Here is an 18,938-nt window from a genome sequence, read left to right on the forward strand (position 1 = left end):
CGCCATGTCCATTTTCGAGCCCATTGTTCTCATCCTTCTGGCGCTTGCCGGGCTCAGCATGTTCGCCGGCAACTACACTGTGGCGGCCGCCATGGTGGTGCTGATCATCATCCGCATTTCGCCGCTTGCGCTGCACTTCCCCTGGCTGCAAAAGCACGGGCTCAACATCGGCATTTTTCTGCTGATGATTGCGGTCATGGTGCCGATTGCCAGCGGCAAGATTCCGGCGATGGACCTGCTGAAATCCTTCACGCACTGGAAGTCGGCCGCAGCCGTCGTCGTCGGCATCTTTGTCGCCTGGCTGGGCGGCCGCGGCGTCACGCTGATGGCCGCCCAGCCAGGCGTGGTGGCCGGGCTCATGGTCGGAACCATCCTGGGCATTGCGTTCTTTCGCGGCGTGCCGGTCGGGCCGCTGATTGCGGCCGGGCTGCTGTCCTTGCTGATCGGGAAATCGTGACTTTCCCCGGTGCGCGCCCATCGCTCTCGCGCCCGGGCCTGACGAAGCGAAACGCCCTGTTAGAACGTGCTCATGATCTCAACGCGTCGCGTTGGGACGCAATCGGGATGAGTTCGAAGCGCTGGGGCGCAGCTTGCACCGGGGTGCAAGCAAGCTGCAGCGCGAAGAAATCGCCCGATTTCGTCCCAACCCTTCGGGACAGTGCCTTGGCGGGCGGTCTGCGTCGTTGCAGATCCTCGCAATAGCAGGGCTATTGCTGCGGTACTGCGCCTAGCATCCCATCCCGCCAAGGCTCTGTCGCGGCGCGAAGAGATCGTGAACACGTTCTTAGAGAATCACTGCAGCGTGGGCTCTTGCGAGCCGTCCAGCCCCAGTTCCGCAGCGGCGCGCTTCAATTCCGCCAACTGGTAGTCCTGCACGGTATGCCGGGACGAGACGACGCGGTGGTCCGGCCCGGGGATCAGCAGCCAGGCGGTGGCGTTTTCGTCCTGTGGATGCGGCATCGCAAACATCAGGAACTCGCAATCGATGCCCCAGACATCATCGACCTGCATCTGCTGGCACTGCGATGGAATGTGCAGGAAGCTCACGCGGTCGCTGACGGCGCGCAGGAAGTCTTCGTCCTGTGGCTCCTGCGCGTCGGGCGCGCCCTGGATGGGATCAATGAAGGTAATGAGGACCGTGCTGCTGAACGCGCCGTGCTCCCACTCCTGCGCTTCGCGCTGGAACATCAATGTGGCCTTGCCCGTGAAGGCGAAGCCGGATTCGTCGTCGCCATACGTGAAGCTCTTGGCCGTGGCCACTGCCTGCGCATAGCCTTCGTCGTCAATGCCTACGAAGCGCAGGTCCTCGGTGATGCTCGTCATGTTCCCATCCAAAAAAATAAGCCCGATCCAAACGCCGGGATCGGGCCTTGTTCAAGCGCTCGATTATCGATCAGAGCTATCGGCGTTGATGTGAATACCGCTCGCCGCCAGCAAAGTCGCCTCCTGGCGCTGCTGCTGATGCAGGAGGTCGACAAAGGTCTGCACGCAGGCATCCGTCTCGTTCCTGCGCACGGCTGCCAAAATGCATGATTGCCCGCCTTGGCCCGACAGCGTTCGGAAGTGCACTCCGTTGGGGCGAATGCTGCGGTAGGTGCTGGGAACAATCGATACGCCGAGATGGGCGGCTACCAGGGCCAGCGTCGTGGCGGTTTCGCTGCTTTCCTGCGCAATCTGCGGCGTGAATCCAGCCTTGCCGGTGAGCAGGGCAATATGCTCCGACAGACCGCAGCCGAGCGTCTGCGGCTGCAGCACAAAGGCCTCGCCGGCCAATGCCTGTAGCGCAATGGGCGCCATGTCCTGCCCCGCCAGGGGGTGGCTGGCCGCGATGGCCACCACCAGCTCATCGCGTCACAGCTCCCGCGAATGCAGCAGGTCCGCCGTGGCCCGCAGCCCTGCCAATGGCTACATGTTGCTGACATCGTCCAACACGCTGACCACCAACAAGGCCTTGTACTCCAAGCTCAACTTCGATCCACTGAACGATTTCGTGCCGATTGGCCGCATCGGCGAGGCACCCTTGGTGGTAGTGGTCAATGCCAAGTCGCCCTACCAGAGCCTGGGCGACATGATTGCCGCCGGCAAGGCCAAGCCGGATGCGCTGTCCTTCGAAACGGCCGGCGTCGGCAGCTCGGGCCATATGGCCAGCGAACTGCTGGTGCGTGCCGGCAACTTCGAGGCGGTGCATGTGCCCTACAAGGGCGGCTCCGCGGCCGTGACCGACTTGCTCGGCGGCCGTCTGGATTTCATGACCATCAATCCGCTGGAAGTTGTCAGCCATGTGAAGAATGGCTCCCTGCGTGCCCTGGCCATGCTCAATGCCAAGGGCTCGCACCTGCTGCCCGAAGTCAAGACGGCCCAGTCGCTGGGCTACAACGTGCAGGCGACGGTGTGGTGGGGGCTCAATGCGCCCAAAGGCACGCCGCCTCAGGTCATAGAAACGCTGAACAAGGCCTTGAACACGGCCTTGGCAGCGCCCGAGGTCAAGAGCCGGCTCTCCGAGATCGGCGCCAGCCCCGTCGGCGGCACGCCGGGCGAGTTTGCGAAATTCATCCAGGCCGAGTCCGCCTCGCTTGGCGAACTGATCAAGGCGTCCGGCATCACGGCCGATTGAAGGGACGCGCTGCGCGCGGTGGACGATGCTTGGGGAGAGAACTGGTGGCGTTGGCCACCACGTTGCGTATGACCTGTTGGAACGTCACAGCTAGGTGGCGTTGCCGGCGCGCCGAAATGCCACCGCATCCAGCTGAGACAGTGATACCTCGTCTGTCCTCAAACGGAACAGGCGCATGGAGTTGCTGACGCCTTGTACTTGGCCGTGGACCGATTGTGCCGCTGCTGCCAGTTCTTCCACCATTGCTGCATTTTGTTGCGTGATGGCGTCCATGTGGGCCACCGCCTCGTTGATCTGGGAGATCCCGACCTTCTGCTCGCCTGCGGCGGTGCTGATCTCGTCGAGCACCGAGTTCATCTGGCCGATGGACCGTAGCACCGCCTGCATGCGCTCGCGTGCCTGGCCGGCACTGGCGACGCCGGCGCTGACGCGTGTACCAGATTCGACGATGAGTTCCTTGATGTCCTTGGCGGCAGACGTGGTGCGCTGCGCCAGTGCCCGCACTTCGGACGCCACCACCGCGAAGCCCCGTCCCTGGTCTCCTGCCCTGGCCGCCTCCACTGCGGCGTTCAACGCCAGGATATTCGTCTGAAATGCCACGCTCTCTATCAACTGGATGATATCTTCGATGCGTTTGGACGATGCAGCAATCCCTTCCATGGTGTTTGCGAGGTGCTGGACTGCTTCGTCGCTGCTGCGCGCGACTTCGGATGTCGCGTGGGCCATCTGAGCGCCATGGCTTGCCGAAATGGCGCTGTTCTGGATGGTGCCATTGATTTCTTCCATGGAAGCTGCCGTCTGTTCCAGGCTGCTGGCCTGCGTCTCCGTGCGGGAGGAGAGGTCGTTATTCCCAGAGGCAATTTCCTGTACCGCCACATCCAGATGGCTCACTTCCTGTCGCACGTCGCTCACGACCGTGCGCAAGTTCACGCTCAGTTGATTCAGTGCTTGTTGCAGTTGCCCCATCACGTCGGCGGCTCCCGTTTCCACGCTGCGAGACAAGTCGCCGGATGCGAGGCGGTTCGCATCCCTGATCAAGCGATGCAGGGGTTTGACGGCGAAGGCCTGGATGAGCGAAGCACTGGCCAACAGAGCCAGCACCGCTGCACCCAGCACGACGTAAACCGGTGCGCCCAGAAAATGCGGAATGACCACTGCTGCAATCGCTGCGGCTTGTGTGACCGTCAGCTTCATGGCCAAGGAGGGCTGGCTCAATCGTTTGAAGCATCCGGTCAATCCCTTGCGCACCAGGTGGCCGCCTTGGAGTCCTTGGCTCAGCCTTCCTGCGGCTTCCTCGCGCTTCAACTGCGCATACAGCGCCTCGGCCGTCCGAACCTGTTCCCGGCCGGGGACCGTTCGCACCGAGAGAAAACCCGTGATCTGGTTGCCATTCATCATGGGGGTGGCGTTCGCTTGCACCCAGTAGTGGTCTCCGTCCTTGCGTCGGTTCTTGACGAGGCCCGTCCATGGCAGACCGGACTGTATCGTTTCCCACATGTCGCGGAACGCTTCGGAGGGCATATCCGGGTGCCGGACCATGTTGTGGGGCTGACCCAGCAGTTCGTCCCGCTGGAAGCCGCTGACCTGAATGAACGCATGGTTGCAATAGGTGATCCTTCCTTTGCGGTCGGTCACGGACACGAGCGTTTCATCCGGGGAAAACGTGAATTCCCGCTGGGAGATAGGAAGATTGTTGCGCATGAAGGTCTATGAAATTGATATGAAAATTGATTCAAAGCCAGGGTGTCGATAAAATTTTCCTATTTTATGGTTGAGGTGATTGTTTTGTTCGATAGGAATGACAAATGTGATTGATTAAAGTTTTTGTCTTGCAATAGGCGTTGCCTGGGGCATCTGAAGACGGCGTATCGCTGGAGCGCGCGCCTGCTGCGGGACAGCTTGCCCGCTGTCACCTCGTATCCGGAAAACTGGGGAGTGGTCAGTGGAGAAAGCAGCGTGACAGGCCATCCAGCCCTTCGGCCTCCAGACCATTTTTCTTAGATCGTGAACACGTTCTGAGGGCGTAGGCAATGCGCAAAACGCGCGCGCAGCGCGGCCGCGTCTACGCTTTCCTCTCATTTGCGGGCGACCGCATGGCCGAACACAAGGAAATCGATCCGCATGCTGATTGCTGCGGTGCAGGCCCCGCGTGTCGTTACCCGGGTCCGATTGCGATCCTGCAGGCGTGGTCTATACCGGCAGGTTCACCGACTACGTCTTGGACTCGGTCTCACTTTTCTATGTCGAGCTGAGCGATGGGCATCCGGCGCAGTGGCGCAAATCGCTGGGCGTGGACACGCCTTGCAAAGGCATGGAGCTGGAGTTTCACCGCGCGCTTTGGCCCGAAGAGGAGTTCGAGATGCGGCTGGATGTTTCGGCGGTTCGCGAGCACAGCTACGACATCTGCATCGAGGCTACGCAGCCAGAAGGCGTACGCATCTTCAGCGCACGGTTCTCGCCTATCTGCATGCGACGCGACGCTCGGGTCCGGGCGCCGATTCCTGCGGCCCTGCATGCCGCACTTGCACCATTTCTGTTGGAGCACGACTCCAGCCAAGGATCTCCGCAATGAATTCGCCTTTTCGCATCGGCCAGATCGTGCCGAGCTCCAACACGACGATGGAGACCGAGATCCCGGCCATGTTGCGGGCACGGGAAGCGCTGCATCCGGAGCGCTTTAGTTTCCACTCCACTCCAGTCGCATGCGCATGCGCATGCACCGAGTGACCGCGGAAGAGCTGGCTGCGATGAACCGGGAAGGCCTGCGCTGTGCCGCGGAACTGGCAGATACCCGGGTGGACGTGATGAGCACCGCCTGCCCATTGAGAAAATAAAGGGCCTGCGCACGACGCGCAGGGCACCGAGAGGATGGCGCGCGGCATGCGAGCGCAAGGGCTGCTGCGCTGCTGCTTCAATCTTGGCGATCACATCGCTTGCGGCATGGATGGACCCCACCTCTTTCCACGGTTGCGCATGCAGGCGGTCGGCAAGGGGTTTCGCACAGGCGTCCTGACCTGCGCCCTGTCAACCGTCAACCGGCTCAGTGGCTGCCACTGAAGGGCGTTGCTGCATCTGCGCAAACCATGTGGCAAGCTGGGGGGCCTTTTCGCGCCAGGCGAAGCTGTCGAAGCGGTAGTCCAGGTAGCCGAGTGCGCAGACCAGCGTCAGATGGCCAATGCCGAAAGAACTGGCACTGAGTGCGCCGACCTCGCCCTCCAGCAACTGCAAGCTGGCCCGGGTCTTGAGTTCGAACGCCGCCAGCAAGGCCGTCAGCGGCGCGGCGCGCTCGCGTTCATTGCGCCAAAGAATCAAGGCATCCAGCAAGCCGTCGCCGAGCGCATGCCAGCGCAGCGCGGCCCAGCGGGCCCGGCTTTCCTTGGGGAACAGTGAGCCGCCCGCGCGGCTGTCCAGGTATTCACAAATGACCACCGAATCAAACAGCGTCTGGCCGTCGTCCAGCACCAGCGTGGGAATCTTCGACAGGGGATTGGCCTGCATCAGCGCGGCATTGGGCTTGAGCATGGCGGCCACGGAGCGAACCAGCTCCAGCTGGGGCACCAGCTGCAGCTCATGGGCGCAGATCATGACTTTTCGCACATAAGGCGATTTGGGAGACCAGTGCAGTTGCATAGAAAAAGAGAGAGCTAAAAACGAAAGAGGGTCTGTGCCAGCGCGATGGCGGCCTTGGGTCAGCCTGGTGCTACAACACGCCGGCTGCCTGCAGCTTGTCGATGCGCTCGGCCGAATAGCCCAGCTCTTCGAGTACCTGCCGCGAATGCTGTCCCAGCAAGGGGGGGGCCGCGAGGTCCTGCAAAGGAGTCTGCGCGAAACGCATGGGGCTGGACACCTGCGGAATCTGCACACCGCAGGGATGCGGCACATATTTGAGCATGCCGCGGGCCTTGACTTGCGGGTCCTCGAAGACCTCGGGCACCGAGTTGATGGCGCCGCAGGGAACGCCGGCGCCGTCGAGCGCTGCGATCAGGTCGGCGCGTGGGCGCTGGGCGAACGCGTGGCGCAACATGGCCGACAGGATCTGGATATTGCGCACCCGCTGGGCATTGGTGGCAAAACGCGCATCCTGTGCCCACTCGGCATGGCCCAGCACGGCGCACAGCTTGGCAAACTGCCCGTCGTTGCCCACCACCAGAATGGCGTCGCCATCGGCGCAGGCGTAGACATCCTGCGGCTGGATATTCGGGTGCGCATTGCCATTGCGCTGGGGGACCTTGCCCGACACCAGGTAATTCATCGCCTGGTTGGCCAGCGTTGCCACCTGCACATCGAGCATGGCGATGTCGATGGCGTCGCCCACGCCGCTCTGGTCGCGTCTGGCCACGGCCGCGAGCACCGCCACCGCGGTGTACATGCCGGTCATCAGGTCCACGATGGGCACGCCGACCTTTTGCGGGCCGCCGCCTGGCTGGCCGTCGCGCTCGCCTGTCACGCTCATCAGGCCGCCCATGGCCTGGATCAGGAAGTCATAGGCGGGCTGGTCGCGGCGCGGCCCGGTCTGGCCAAATCCGGTGACCGAGCAATAGATGAGCCGCGGATTGATCTTGCGCAGGCTGGCCTCGTCCAGGCCGTAGCGCGCCAGGGTGCCGGCCTTGTAGTTTTCCAGCACGATGTCCGACTGCAGGGCCAGGTCGCGCACGATCTGCTGGCCTTCGGCGGTGTCCAGGCTCACGGTGATGGAGCGTTTGCCGCGGTTCACCGCAAGGTAGTAGCCGGCTTCCCTGGTTTCCTGGCCCTCGGCATCCTTGAGAAACGGCGGGCCCCAGGAGCGCGTGTCGTCGCCTGCGCCCGGTCGCTCCACCTTGGTGACCGTGGCGCCAAGATCGGCCAGAATCTGCCCCGCCCAGGGCGCCGCAAGAATGCGGCTCAGGTCCAGCACCCGCAGGTGCGACAACGGGCCAGAGGCCACTTTGGCATTGGTCATCGGAAAGACTCCAGTCAGCTATGCAATGCCTGGACTTTAGGTCTGGCGCCGCGCAGCGCCTAGCCGTGCCGGCGGCAATTCTGAGATGCTCCGATGCGCATAGCAGGCTTGTGAATTGCAGGCCTTACTGCGGCGGGTTGCCCTGTCTAGACTTGCCGCAAAGGAGACAGAGACCATGCATAGACGTACTTTTGCCACCCTCATCGCCGCCGTAGGCCCACTTTTCGCGAGTGGTGCCGCCCTGGCGGACAACTGGCCCGGCAAGCCCCTGAAGCTCATCGTTCCGTATGCCGCAGGGGGCCCGACCGACGCCATCGCCCGCATGATAGGCACCAAGATGGCTTCGGCGCTGGGCCAGCCCATCGTGGTCGACAACCGTGCCGGTGCCGGCGGCACCATCGGTGTCGATGCTGCTGCCAAATCCCCGGCCGATGGCTATCACTTTGCACTGGTCGCGCCTGGCCCGCTGGCCGGCATGCCCAATCTCACCAGGGTGCCGTATGCACTGGAGCAACTGGAGTTTCTTACGCTGGCGGCACGCATTCCCAGCGTGATCGTGGTGAGTCGCAAATCGGGCATTACCTCGCTCGAGCAGCTCATTGCCAAGGCCAAGGCTGCACCGGACAGCCTGAACTACAGCTCTGCCGGCGCCGGCACCACGCCCCACATCGGTTTCGAGCTCTTCAAGCGCGAAACCGGCGTTGCCATCATGCATGTGCCATACAAAGGCGCGGCGCCCGCGATCAGCGCGGTGCTCTCGGGCGAAGTGCAGATGACGATGGTCGACCTGCTTCCCATCTTGCCGTTTGCCGCCAACGGCAATCTGGTGGTGTTGGCCGTTGCCGGCAAGACCCGTGCGCCGCAACTGCCCGATGTTCCCACCACGCTGGAGCTGGGATTGCCGAATGTGCTGATGGAGACGACGTATGGGCTGATCGCGCCCAAAGGAATTCCTGCCGGGGTACAGGCCAAGCTGCGCGACGCGGCACTGGCCGCCATCAATTCGCCCGAGATGAAGGCGCAGTTCCTCAAGCAAGGGGCCATCGCGGCCACCTCCACGAGTGCGGAGTACCGCAGCTTGATGCAGGCCGAGTCCGACAAATGGCGCGGCGTGATTGCCAGCGCAAAAATCACGCTGGACTGATGCACGCCAAGGATTGCCCATGAAGATTGCCCACGCCACAGTCAAGCCGTGCATTCAGGGGCTGGCTGACCCGCAATGGAAGTTTGCCCGCGCGCAGGTGCCGCGTCTTGAAGGGGCGGTATTGCAGTTGCAGGACGAGGACGGCCACACCGGCCTCGGCTATGTGCACGCGATTCCCGCCATCTCCACGCATGGCGCTGGCGCGCTCGAGGCCCTCGAGTTCCTCGCGCCGCGGCTGGTCGGACGGCGTGCCGACGACATTGCTGCGGTGATGGAGGAGGTGGATGCGACGCTGGCCTTCAACCCCACGGTCAAGGCCGGCATCGACATGGCGCTGCACGACCTGCTGGCGCGTCGCCTGGGGGTTGCGGTGCATGTGCTGCTGGGCGGGAAGATGCGCGATGGCGTGGTGCTGTCGCGCATTCTGCCCATCAAACCGCCGGACGAGATGGCGGCGCTCGCGGCACGGCTGGCGGCAGAGGGTTATCGCCAGCTCAAGCTCAAGCTGGCGGGAGATACGGCAACCGATATCCAGCGCATCGCAGCGGTGCGCGCGGCGGTGGGGCCCGATGTGGCGCTGACGCTCGATCCCAACCAGTCCTACCACGCCAAACAGCTGATCGGCGCGTTTGCCCGGATGGAGCGCTACGACATTGCGCTGATCGAGCAGCCCGTTCCTGCGGCCGACATTGCGGGCCTGGCGTTGCTCACCCGCACGCTGCCGGTGGCCATCGAGGCCGACGAAAGCGCGCAAAGCGTGCGCGATGTGTTCCGGCTGGTGTCCGAACGGGTGGTCGATGTGATCAACCTCAAGGTCACGAATCTCGGAGGGCTGCGCCACTTCATGGAAGCGGTGCGCATCTGCGAGGCGGGGCAGGTGGCCTGTCGCGTGGGCGCGGCGTTCGGGCCGGCGCTGATGCAGGCCATGGCGCTGCAGGCCGCCTGTATCCCGAAGGCGCTGCCCTATGCGTGCGAGCTTTCGGAGCACCTGCATCTGCAGGACGATCCGTTCACGGCCCTGCCGGTGCACGCCGGCCGCTTGTCCCTGCCCGGCGGGGCGGGCTGCGGCGTGAGCTACCGCAGCTGACGATGGGCGCAGGCAGCCCGGCCGGCTGCCGTCGCGGCAAAGGCAGACATGGAGCGTGGTCTGCGCATGGCTGCACGCACCGTGGTGCCGGCCTCGGGCAGATGGATGACGATTTCAATAATTATCAGGAGACAACCGCCATGACATTTCCCGAACGCTTCCCCGGCGGCCTTTGCGGCCCCGCGTCTTTCAGCGCTGCCTCTGTTGCCAGCGTGCGCCGGCGCCAGTTGACGCTGGCACTGGCGACGGCCGCGTTATGTACCGTCGCTCCGGCCCTGGCCAAGGCACAGGGGTTTCCCGACAAGCCGCTGCGGCTGGTCGTTCCATTTCCTGCGGGGGGCGCCGCCGACATGATGGCGCGCGGCATGGCGCAGCGTCTGGGCACGGAGCTGGGGCGCCAGGTGATCATTGACAACCGGGGCGGCGCCGGCGGCACCACGGCTGCGGAGGCCGTCGCACGCGCCCCTGCCGATGGCTATACCCTGTTCTTTGCGACCATGGGCACGCATGCCATCAACCCGGCGCTGTATGCCAGGTTGCGCTACGACCCGGTGAAAGACTTTGCCCCGGTAGCGCTCACGCACACCACCCCGCGCGTGCTGGTGGTCGGCGCCTCGGTGCCGGCGCGCGATGTCAAGGAACTGGTTGCGCTGGCCAGGCAAAAGCCCGGGGTGCTGACCTACGGCTCGGCCGGCAATGGCAGCTCCAGCCATCTGTCGGGCGCGCTGTTCGAATCCCTGGCCGGGGTGGACATGATGCATGTGCCGTACAAGGGCAGTGCGCCGCTGCTCACCGATGTGCTGGCCGGGCGGGTCGACATGACGTTCGACTCCTATACCGTCTACGAAGAGCACATTCGCAGCGGGCGCGCACGCGCGCTGGCCGTGACCTCGCGCACCCGGTTGAGTTCGCTGCCCGACATCCCCACCCTGGCCGAGTCGGGGCTGGCCGGCTACGACGTCTCCAACTGGCTGGGTGTGATGGCACCGGCCAACACCCCCCAAGCCGTCATCGACAAATTGAATGCGGCGCTGGTGCGCGCCATGGCCACGCCCGAGTTGCGCAAGCAACTCACCCAGCTAGGCATAGAGCCGGCGTCCAGCAGTCCCGAAGAATTCGCCCGGCTGGTGCGCGACGAGATCCCCAAGTGGCGCGCCATCGTCAAGCAGTCCGGTGCGAAACTGGACTGATGGCCAGCGCCATCGACGACCGATCATGGAATGGAAAGCTATGAAAACCATGGCACGACAGGCCGTGCTTCGCCACCGCGAGCTGATCCGCGCAGGCGGCGGCGAGATTGATGTGGTGGTCGATGCCCCCGCGGGCGGCAGGGGCCAGGCCCTGGTGCTGCTGCCGTCATCGCAGCGCGATTCGCTGGATTTCGACGCGCTCGCGCACCATCTCGCGCTCAGCGGCCACCGCGTGCTGCGGCCGCAGCCGCGCGGCATGGGGCGCACGACGCTGCCCCTCGAGCAACTCACGCTGCACGCACTGGCGCAGGACGTGATCGACACCGTGAACGCGCTGGGCGATGGCCGTGCGGTGCTGGTCGGCCACGCGTTCGGCCACTTCATCGCGCGTGTCGCCGATATGGACCACCCGCAATGTGTGCGCGGCGTGGTGGTTGCGGGCGCTGCGGCGCGCGTGTTCCCGCCGGGCATGGCCGAGTCGCTGGACATTGCCTGCGACTCCCGCCAGCCTGATGCCTTGCGCAGCGCGCATCTGCAGCGCGCTTTTTTCGCGCCGGGCAACGACCCCACGGCCTGGCTGGAAGGCTGGTACCCCGAACTGCGTGCGGCCTACCGTGCGGCGGGGGCGGTGCCGGCCAAGGACCGCTGGTGGACGGTGGCCCATGCGCCGCTGCTGGACCTGCAGGGCGCACACGACCCCTGGCGTCCGCCGGCCAGCCGCGCAGAGTTGCAGGACCTGCTCGGGGCGCAGCGTGTGACAGTGCAGCTCATAGACCAGGCCAGCCATGCGCTGGTGGTGGAGCAGCCCGTCGCCGTGGCGGGCGCGATTGCGCGCTGGGTGTCCGGTCTGCCGGATTGACCGGGGCGTGGGCGCTGCGGCCCGGCACACCGCACCGTTCTCCGAGTTGCCATGGCTGACTGCGCCGCCGCGCATGGGGTCTAATCATGCATCGTCCCTATGCATCATCCTTTCTTCAATGCACAGCGCCAAAGCCACCACCCTTCAGCTCGACATCGCCTCCAACCTGCAGAAATGGCGCACATTTCTGGCCATTGCCGAGTTGGGCAGCTTGACGCGGGCCGCGCTTTTTCTGGACAGCAATCAATCCCTGCTGAGCCGCCAACTGAATGCGCTGGAGCGCGACTGCGGCGCCCGGCTGTTCAACCGCACCGGGCGCGGCATGACGCTGTCGGATGTGGGCGAGCGCATCTTTCCCCACGTGAAGAATCTGCTGGCCGATGCCGAGCAGCTGGAAGTCGAGATCCGCGGCGAAGCGCGCGAGCCCGCCGGGCGTGTCACGCTGGGATCACTCCCGTCCATCTCCGGCCCCATCGTAGGGCGGCTGTTCCAGCAGATTCGTGCGCAGCACCCGGGCATTCACCTGAAAATCCTCGAAGGCTCGAGTGGCCAGGTCGAGGAATGGCTGGCCGATGCGCGCGTGGACATCGCCATCCTCTATCGCTACAGCCATGCGTTGTCTGAACAAGAACAGGCGCTTGCCAGCGTGGAAAGCTTTCTGATCGGGCCCGCGGGCGATGCGCTGACTTCAGCGGCCGAGGTGCCATTTTCCGCCTTGCACGATCTGCCCTTCATCCTGCCGAGCGCCCCCAACGGCCTGCGCACGACGCTGGACGCGCTGGCGCGCCAGGAGCACATGAGCCTGGTGCCGGTCATCGAAGCCGATTCGCTGCCGCTGATGCGATCGCTGGTGGCACAGGAGCGGCTTTACACCGTGCTGCCCATCCACGCTGTCTGGAGCGAAGTGCAGGAGGGAACGCTCAGCGCCGCGCGCATTGTCAATCCGCCGCTGCAGCGCATCGTGTCCATGGCCTTCGCCAGGAACAAGGGCCCGGGCCGTGCCGCCGCGGCGGTCGCACGGCAGATCACGCAGATCGTCGGCGAACAGGCGCGCGCCGGCATGTGGCGATCCACCTTGCAGACATAGCAGCTTTGCCGGCTTTGGGGGGATACGGCGGGCGGCACGCATGGTGAAATCCATGGCCTGCACAAGCCAAGGAGACCCATGCCCCGCATTTCATTACCCGCCCCAGAAGCCATGTCGCCTGCGCAGCGACAGGTCTACGACAAAGTTGTGTCCGGCCCGCGCGGCAAGATCGAAGGCCCGTTGCGCGCCGCCTTGCACAACGCGGAACTGGCCGACTGCTGGCAGGCGCTGGGCGCGCTGCTGCGTTACCGCACCAGCCTGACCCCACGCCAGTCGGAGATCGCCATTCTTGTGACGGGCCGCGCCTGTCAATCGCCCTTCGAGTGGTATGCCCATCGCCGCGAATCGGAAAAGATCGGCATTGAGACCGACATTCTCGAAGCCCTTCTGGCCCGGAGGCCGCCGCCCTTTCGCGCCCCTGAAGAACAACTGGTGTACCAGTTTGCGCTGGAGCTCAATCAGCAGCGCTCGGTATCCGACGCGACCTACGCCGCCACGCTGGACTTCTTTGGCGAGCGCGCGGTGGTGGAGCTCACGGCGCTGGTGGGCTACTACACCATGGTCGCCATGACCTTGAATGCCCACGAGATTCCTCTGCCCGAAGGCCAGCAACCCGCCTTCCCCTTGCCCCAGCACCAGGGCATGACGCCATGAGCGGCGCCGTGAGGTCCGCGATGGACCAGGGCTGGGACTGCCATGCCCACCTGTTTGGTCCCTACGCGCGCTATCCGCTGGGTGCCGACCGCAGCTATACGCCGCCCGAAGCGCTGCAAGCCGGCTATCTGGCATTGCTGCAGCGCCTGGGCCTGTCCAACGGCGTGCTGGTGCAGCCTAGCGCTTATGGCGAAGACCACGGCTTGCTGCTCGACACGCTGAGCGCGCTGCCGCAGTTGCGCGGTGTGGTGGTGATGCGCGCCGAGGCAGCGCATCGCCTGCGCGGGCTGCGCGCGCGCGGCGTACGTGGCGCGCGCTTCAGCCAGCGCAGCGCTATGGGGAGCAACTTTGCGGGCAGCGCATCATTGCAGGATCTGGAAGACATGGCCGGCGCGCTCGCCAGCGAGGGCCTGCATGCCGAGCTCTGGACCGATTGCAAGGCGCTGCCCGACATTGCGCCGCGCCTGCGCAAGCTGCCACTGCCCATCGTCATCGACCACATGGGTGGGTTCGATGCCGCCGCTGGCGTGGATGAGCCCGGCTTTCGGCTGCTGCTGTCCTTGCTGGAGGCCGGCACGGTCTGGGTCAAGCTGTGCGCTTACCGCAATGTGCTGAGCGATGCGGATCTGGAGCGCGCCCGGCCTTTCCATGACCTGATGCTCAAGGCCAACCCCGAGCAACTGGTGTGGGGCAGCGACTGGCCCCATCTGCGTGTCACGCCCGTGCCCGACGCGCAGCAATTGCTTGACACCTTCAAGCGCTGGGCCGGCGACGACGAACGGGTTCGCCAGGTGCTGCAGGGCAATCCGGCACGCCTCTACGGCTGACGGGGAGCGGCGCGCCATGCACGCCGCCCGGTGTCAACGTCCGGTGAAAACCGGGGCGCGTTTTTCCTTGAACGCGAGCTGGGCTTCCTTGGCGTCATCGGTCTTGGCAATCTGCGCCGTCATGTCCTGCTCGTAGCGATAGCCATCGCGCAGGCTCATGTCCTCGATCACATTCAAGGTGTGCTTGCCCATGCGCGTCGATACGGGGCTCTTGGAGGCAATGGTGGTCGCCAGCGCCATCGCGGTGGGCATCAGTTCTTCCGGCGACGTGCAGTCCAGGACGATGCCCAGGCGATACAGCTCGGCGCCCGGCATGCGGTAGCCGGTGAGCATCATGTGGCGCAGCTGCGAATGGCTGAACAGCCGCATCGCGTGGCGGCCCCCGCCGAGCAGGCCCACGTCCACCTCGGGCAAGCCCAGCGTGGCCTTGTCCGAGCACAGCAGGATGTCGGAGGATGCGGCCATCGCCAGGCCGGAGCCGAGTGCCGCGCCATTGATCGCGCAGATCACGGGCTTGGCGCATTCGCGGATCGCGTGAAAGCATTCGCGCGTGCGCCGCGAGTGCGCCATCAGGTCACCTGGCCCCTTGATCGTCTCGGCCCGGCCCTTGAGATCCGCCCCCGCGCAGAACACCTTGCCGGCACCCGTCAGCACCACGACGCGCACCTCGTCCATTTCCGACACACGGTCGAGTGCCCAGGTGAGCTCGTCGTTCAGGGTGCGCGTCAATGCGTTCACAGGCGGACTGTCGAGCGTCAGGACGGCGATATGGTTGCCGACCTCCTCCTTCAATTGCGTCAATTCTTTCCAGTCGCTCATGACTCTTCCCTTGGGTGGTGACAAAGAATCAGTCTATCCACGGGGCCCGTATCCTGGCCAGGTCTGCAGCAGCACTTCTGCTATGCGGATTCGATCAAACGGGCAAGGCGCCAATCAGACGTTGAGCACGCGCACCGGCGCCGCGGCGCGCCAGGCGGCAACTGCCTCGACTGCATGGGAGTAAAAGGCACGAAGTTGTCATCCGTGACTGCCCCAGGTGCCAAAATACGGCGCCATTCCCATCGTCGGCACCTTCTGCTGACAGCATGTTGTTGGCTGCCAGCCGATGGCAGCGGCTGTTGCGCAGTGATTGGCACATCTTCAGCCAAGTATGGGCGGCGATCAGCTAAAGTTGTCTGGTAACCGTGCAAACTACATGACTGACCATTTGTTCCAATATTTGTCGCCGAGCGCAAGCCTGTCCGACCGCGTGGCCGATGCGCTGGAGGCCGAGATCCGTGGGGGCCGCCTGGCTGCCGGAGCCAAACTTCCCACCGAGGTGGCCTTGGCCGAACAGTTCGGGGTCAGCCGCACGGTCGTGCGCGAGGCGGTCTCAAGGCTTAAATCTCTGGGCCTGGTGGATTCCCGGCAGGGCAGCGGCGTTTTTGTTCGTGCTGCCGGATTTGCACCGCTCAATTTCGGTGAGCGCCATGCGGGGTCCCAGGCGGCCGTTGTTCAAATGGTCGAAGTACGCCGCGCCCTGGAGGCCGAGGTTGCAGGGCTGGCAGCGGAGCGGCGCGATTCGAACGACATCCGGCGCATCCGGCAGGCCATTGCTGCACTTGCCGCAGCCGTTGCGGGCGGGGGAGACGGCGTGGCTGAAGACCTGGCCTTTCACCGCAGCATTGCCGATGCAGCGCGCAATCCCTTTCTCCTCGACACGCTCAACTTCTTGAGCCAGTACCTTCGCGGTGCGACCAGGGTCACGCGCGCCAATGAAGCTCGGCGCATGGACTTTGCAGCGCAGGTGGCCGATGAGCACCTGGATATCGTCGACGCCATCGAGGCAGGTGACCCGACCCGTGCCCGTGCTGCAGCAGCAGCGCATATGAACAATGCCATCCGCCGCATTGAATTGGCGGATCCCGCCTTCTGGCAGCAGGAGGGCGAGGCCCTGGCCCAACCGCTAACGCGCCGGGACGAGGTCTAGGGATCTGCGGCCGCTGGCAGCACGGCTCGGACGGTGCATGTGCAGGAGCCCTGGCAGGCCAGCCCGGTTAGCAAGTTTGCGGCAATGAGTAAGGGTAAGTACTGACATTGGCCGTCGCTCTAATTTGTATGATGACCTGATGGATTCAAGCGTGTGCGCTTTTGAACGTGAATTGGCATCATTCAGATGCCATTTTTTACGCCGAAAGTCATATGACAACCTGATAACTTAATCAACTGGTTCATCTACAAATGACAACACCCATGCTTCTGGGCATAGCCGGCGCCAGCATTGCGCTGCTGCTGGTACTCATCATCCGACTGCAAGTGCACGCCTTCATCGCGATGATGCTGGTGAGTTTCCTGGTGGCGCTTGTTGCCGGCATGCCCCTGGCCGACATCGTGCCTACCCTGATCGCCGGCATGGGAGGAACGCTGGGCTCGGTGGCCATCCTGGTCGCGCTGGGTGCCATGCTGGGCAAGACGATAGAGGTTTCGGGCGGCGCGGGCAGCCTGGCCCAGCGCTTTACCCAGCTGCTCGGCCCTACCAGGGTGCCTGCGGCGCTTACGGCCGCGGCGCTGGTGCTGTCGATCCCGGTCTTTTTCGACGTGGGCTTCATCATCCTGGTGCCCATCATTTACGGCTTCTGCAAGGCCGCGCGGGTTGATCCGGTGAAGTTCGGCCTGCCGGTCGCCGGCATCATGCTGGCGGTGCATGTGGTGGTGCCGCCGCACCCGGGCATCGTCGGCGGTGCCGCGGTGCTGAGTGCCGACGTGGGCTGGGTCACGCTGATCGGCCTGGCCATCTGCCTGCCGCTGGCGGTGGTGTCGCAGTATGTCGCCGGCTGGCTCAACCGCAAGCCCTACGCCATGCTGCCGACCACAGCCGAGCAATTCAATGCCTTCGAGGCAGGCGAAACCCAGCCGGCCAAGGGCAAGCTGCAGGCGCCTGGCGTGGGCGTGGTCCTGACCCTCATCTGCGTGCCGCTGCTGCTGATCATGATAGGCACCACCGGCGCGACCCTGCTGCCCCAGGGCGACCCGCTGCGCAACGCCATGGGCTTCATAGGCTCGCCCATCTTCGCGCTGATGGTCGCCATCGGCCTGGCTTTCTGGCTCATTGCCAAGCGCCAGGGCTGGTCCAGGGAGCGCACCAACGAAGTGATGGAGTCGGCCCTGCCGCCAGCCGCCACCGTCATCCTGGTGACCGGTGCCGGCGGCGTGTTCGCCAAGGTGCTGACGGCCACCGGCATTGGCGCCGCGCTGTCGACCAGCATCACGGACATGCATCTGCCGCTGATCCTGGCCGGCTTTGTGATTTCGCTGGCCCTGCGTGCTGCCCAGGGCTCGGCCACCGTGGCAATCTTGACCACCTGCGGCTTGCTTGCCTCCGCCGTGACCGCCGGCGCTTACAGCCCGGTTCAGGTGGCGCTGCTGACCGTGGCCATAGGCTTCGGCGGCCTGGGCCTGTCGCATGTGAACGACTCCGGCTTCTGGATCGTCACGCGTTACCTGGGCCTGAGCGTGGGCGACGGCCTGCGCACCTGGACCGTGCTGACCACTATCTTGGGTGTCGTCGGCTTCCTGCTGACGGCCGTCCTCTGGGCGTTGATCGCCTGAACTTTTTCAACCATTTTCAGAAATTTAAGCTTTGATGAATTCCAAGAATGTCGGCGTAATCGGCCTCGGCGCCATGGGCCTGGGGATTGCCAAGACCCTGCGCAACAACGGTTTCAACGTGCATGTGTGCGACGTGCGCCCGGGCGCGGCCCAGGCCTTCGCCCAGGACGGCGGTGTCGCCATGGCCCATCCCGCCGAACTCGCAGCTGCCTGCCCGGTGCTGGTGTCGGTGGTGGTGAACGCGGCGCAGACCGAATCGGTGCTGTTCGGCGAGAACGGCGCCGCGGCCCACATGCCTGCCGGCAGCACCTTCATCATGTGCTCGACCGTCGACCCCAACTGGTCCATCGCCATGGAAGCGCGCCTGGCGCAGCAGGGCGTGCTGTACGTGGACGGCCCCATCTCCGGCGGCGCGGCCAAGGCGGCCTCGGGCAGCATGACAATGATGACCTCGGCCACGCCGGCCGCCTACGCCGCCGCCGACGCGGTGCTCAACGCCATGGCCGGCAAGGTCTACCGCCTGGGCGACAAGGCCGGCGCCGGCAGCAAGGTGAAGATCATCAACCAGCTGCTGGCCGGCGTGCACATCGCCGCGGCCGCCGAAGCCATGGCCCTGGGCCTGCGCGAAGGCGTGGCCGCCGATGGCCTGTACGAAGTCATCACCAATAGCGCCGGCAACAGCTGGATGTTCGAGAACCGCATGGCCCATGTGCTGGCCGCAGACTACACGCCGCTGTCGGCGGTGGACATCTTCGTGAAGGACCTGGGCCTGGTGCTGGACACCGCGCGTGCCTCCAAATTCCCGCTGCCGCTGGCCTCCACCGCGCACCAGATGTTCATGCAGGCATCGACCGCCGGCTACGGCAAGGAAGACGACAGCGCGGTCATCAAGATTTTCCCGGGCATCACGCTGCCCGAAGCGAAATCCGGCAAGAAGGATTGACGGGCC

At 64.6% G+C, this 18,938-nt stretch carries 19 protein-coding genes and 1 pseudogene; 14 read left to right on the plus strand and 6 right to left on the minus strand.

Going from position 1 to position 18,938, the window contains the following annotated elements:
• Positions 1-10: 10 nt before the first annotated feature.
• Positions 11-457 carry a DUF441 domain-containing protein gene (locus GVL12_RS06660; protein ID WP_200843568.1) on the plus strand — a complete coding sequence of 149 codons (447 nt, stop codon included), beginning with the start codon at positions 11-13 and terminating at the stop codon, positions 455-457.
• A 335-nt stretch (positions 458-792) separates the two neighbouring features.
• Here the strand turns inward: GVL12_RS06660 and GVL12_RS06665 are convergent, their stop codons facing one another.
• Together GVL12_RS06665 and GVL12_RS06670 are read right to left on the minus strand one after the other, a co-directional pair.
• Positions 793-1,323, minus strand: coding sequence for a hypothetical protein (locus GVL12_RS06665; protein WP_159912135.1), 531 nt, complete (start codon positions 1,321-1,323; stop codon positions 793-795).
• 63 nt (positions 1,324-1,386) lie between these two features.
• Entirely contained in the window at positions 1,387-1,839 is a 453-nt protein-coding gene (locus GVL12_RS06670; RefSeq protein ID WP_306770577.1) for a LysR family substrate-binding domain-containing protein, read from the minus strand.
• Between the two features lie 43 nt (positions 1,840-1,882).
• Between GVL12_RS06670 and GVL12_RS06675 the strand changes: the two genes are divergently transcribed.
• Complete coding sequence (locus GVL12_RS06675; RefSeq protein ID WP_200843554.1) at positions 1,883-2,614, plus strand: tripartite tricarboxylate transporter substrate binding protein; 732 nt, start codon at positions 1,883-1,885, stop codon at positions 2,612-2,614.
• Between the two features lie 90 nt (positions 2,615-2,704).
• Here GVL12_RS06675 and GVL12_RS06680 read toward each other — a convergent pair whose 3' ends face one another.
• The gene (locus tag GVL12_RS06680; RefSeq protein WP_159912141.1) at positions 2,705-4,315 is read right to left on the minus strand and encodes a PAS domain-containing methyl-accepting chemotaxis protein; all 1,611 of its coding nucleotides are present in this window, start codon (positions 4,313-4,315) and stop codon (positions 2,705-2,707) included.
• Between the two features lie 448 nt (positions 4,316-4,763).
• On the opposite strand from GVL12_RS06680, the gene GVL12_RS06685 reads away from it, so the two are divergent.
• Complete coding sequence (locus tag GVL12_RS06685; RefSeq protein WP_368855039.1) at positions 4,764-5,186, plus strand: acyl-CoA thioesterase; 423 nt, start codon at positions 4,764-4,766, stop codon at positions 5,184-5,186.
• Positions 5,183-5,433 (plus strand): annotated as a pseudogene (locus tag GVL12_RS06690) (Asp/Glu racemase); the annotation flags it as partial. The gene GVL12_RS06685 and the pseudogene GVL12_RS06690, both read left to right, overlap by 4 nt.
• A 205-nt stretch (positions 5,434-5,638) precedes the next feature.
• Here the strand turns inward: GVL12_RS06690 and GVL12_RS06695 are convergent.
• Positions 5,639-6,244: a glutathione S-transferase family protein gene (locus GVL12_RS06695; RefSeq protein ID WP_159912145.1), complete on the minus strand. Its 606-nt coding sequence runs from the start codon at positions 6,242-6,244 to the stop codon at positions 5,639-5,641.
• A gap of 70 nt (positions 6,245-6,314) precedes the next feature.
• Positions 6,315-7,553, minus strand: coding sequence for a CaiB/BaiF CoA-transferase family protein (locus tag GVL12_RS06700; protein WP_159912147.1), 1,239 nt, complete (start codon positions 7,551-7,553; stop codon positions 6,315-6,317).
• 175 nt (positions 7,554-7,728) lie between these two features.
• On the opposite strand from GVL12_RS06700, the gene GVL12_RS06705 reads away from it, so the two are divergent.
• The 7 genes from GVL12_RS06705 to GVL12_RS06735 all read left to right on the plus strand — a co-directional run bounded on the left by GVL12_RS06705 (position 7,729) and on the right by GVL12_RS06735 (position 14,401).
• Positions 7,729-8,697 (plus strand): tripartite tricarboxylate transporter substrate binding protein, encoded by a 969-nt coding sequence (locus GVL12_RS06705; protein ID WP_159912149.1) that lies wholly within the window; start codon positions 7,729-7,731, stop codon positions 8,695-8,697.
• Positions 8,698-8,716: 19 nt separating this feature from the next.
• Positions 8,717-9,784 (plus strand): mandelate racemase/muconate lactonizing enzyme family protein, encoded by a 1,068-nt coding sequence (locus GVL12_RS06710; RefSeq protein ID WP_159912151.1) that lies wholly within the window; start codon positions 8,717-8,719, stop codon positions 9,782-9,784.
• A gap of 140 nt (positions 9,785-9,924) precedes the next feature.
• Entirely contained in the window at positions 9,925-10,974 is a 1,050-nt protein-coding gene (locus GVL12_RS06715; protein WP_159912153.1) for a tripartite tricarboxylate transporter substrate binding protein, read from the plus strand.
• A 40-nt stretch (positions 10,975-11,014) separates the two neighbouring features.
• Positions 11,015-11,833 (plus strand): alpha/beta fold hydrolase, encoded by an 819-nt coding sequence (locus GVL12_RS06720; protein ID WP_200843556.1) that lies wholly within the window; start codon positions 11,015-11,017, stop codon positions 11,831-11,833.
• Between the two features lie 118 nt (positions 11,834-11,951).
• Positions 11,952-12,920: a LysR substrate-binding domain-containing protein gene (locus GVL12_RS06725; RefSeq protein ID WP_159912155.1), complete on the plus strand. Its 969-nt coding sequence runs from the start codon at positions 11,952-11,954 to the stop codon at positions 12,918-12,920.
• Positions 12,921-13,031: 111 nt separating this feature from the next.
• Positions 13,032-13,574 (plus strand): carboxymuconolactone decarboxylase family protein, encoded by a 543-nt coding sequence (locus GVL12_RS06730; protein WP_200843557.1) that lies wholly within the window; start codon positions 13,032-13,034, stop codon positions 13,572-13,574.
• Positions 13,571-14,401, plus strand: coding sequence for an amidohydrolase family protein (locus GVL12_RS06735; RefSeq protein WP_159912159.1), 831 nt, complete (start codon positions 13,571-13,573; stop codon positions 14,399-14,401). The genes GVL12_RS06730 and GVL12_RS06735 overlap by 4 nt, the downstream gene beginning before the upstream one ends.
• Before the next feature lie 33 nt (positions 14,402-14,434).
• Here GVL12_RS06735 and GVL12_RS06740 read toward each other — a convergent pair whose 3' ends face one another.
• Positions 14,435-15,220, minus strand: coding sequence for an enoyl-CoA hydratase/isomerase family protein (locus GVL12_RS06740; RefSeq protein WP_159912161.1), 786 nt, complete (start codon positions 15,218-15,220; stop codon positions 14,435-14,437).
• Between the two features lie 376 nt (positions 15,221-15,596).
• Between GVL12_RS06740 and GVL12_RS06745 the strand changes: the two genes are divergently transcribed.
• The 3 genes from GVL12_RS06745 (at position 15,597) to ltnD (ending at position 18,932) form a co-directional block, all read left to right on the plus strand.
• The gene (locus GVL12_RS06745) at positions 15,597-16,370 is read left to right on the plus strand and encodes a FadR/GntR family transcriptional regulator (protein ID WP_159912163.1); all 774 of its coding nucleotides are present in this window, start codon (positions 15,597-15,599) and stop codon (positions 16,368-16,370) included.
• Positions 16,371-16,621: 251 nt separating this feature from the next.
• Positions 16,622-17,989 (plus strand): GntP family transporter, encoded by a 1,368-nt coding sequence (locus GVL12_RS06750; protein WP_159912165.1) that lies wholly within the window; start codon positions 16,622-16,624, stop codon positions 17,987-17,989.
• A 34-nt stretch (positions 17,990-18,023) separates the two neighbouring features.
• Positions 18,024-18,932, plus strand: coding sequence for an L-threonate dehydrogenase (ltnD, locus tag GVL12_RS06755; RefSeq protein ID WP_159912167.1), 909 nt, complete (start codon positions 18,024-18,026; stop codon positions 18,930-18,932).
• Positions 18,933-18,938 lie beyond the last annotated feature (6 nt).

The sequence above is a fragment of the Pantoea sp. 18069 genome, assembly GCF_902706035.1.
Classification (GTDB): domain Bacteria; phylum Pseudomonadota; class Gammaproteobacteria; order Burkholderiales; family Burkholderiaceae_C; genus Comamonas.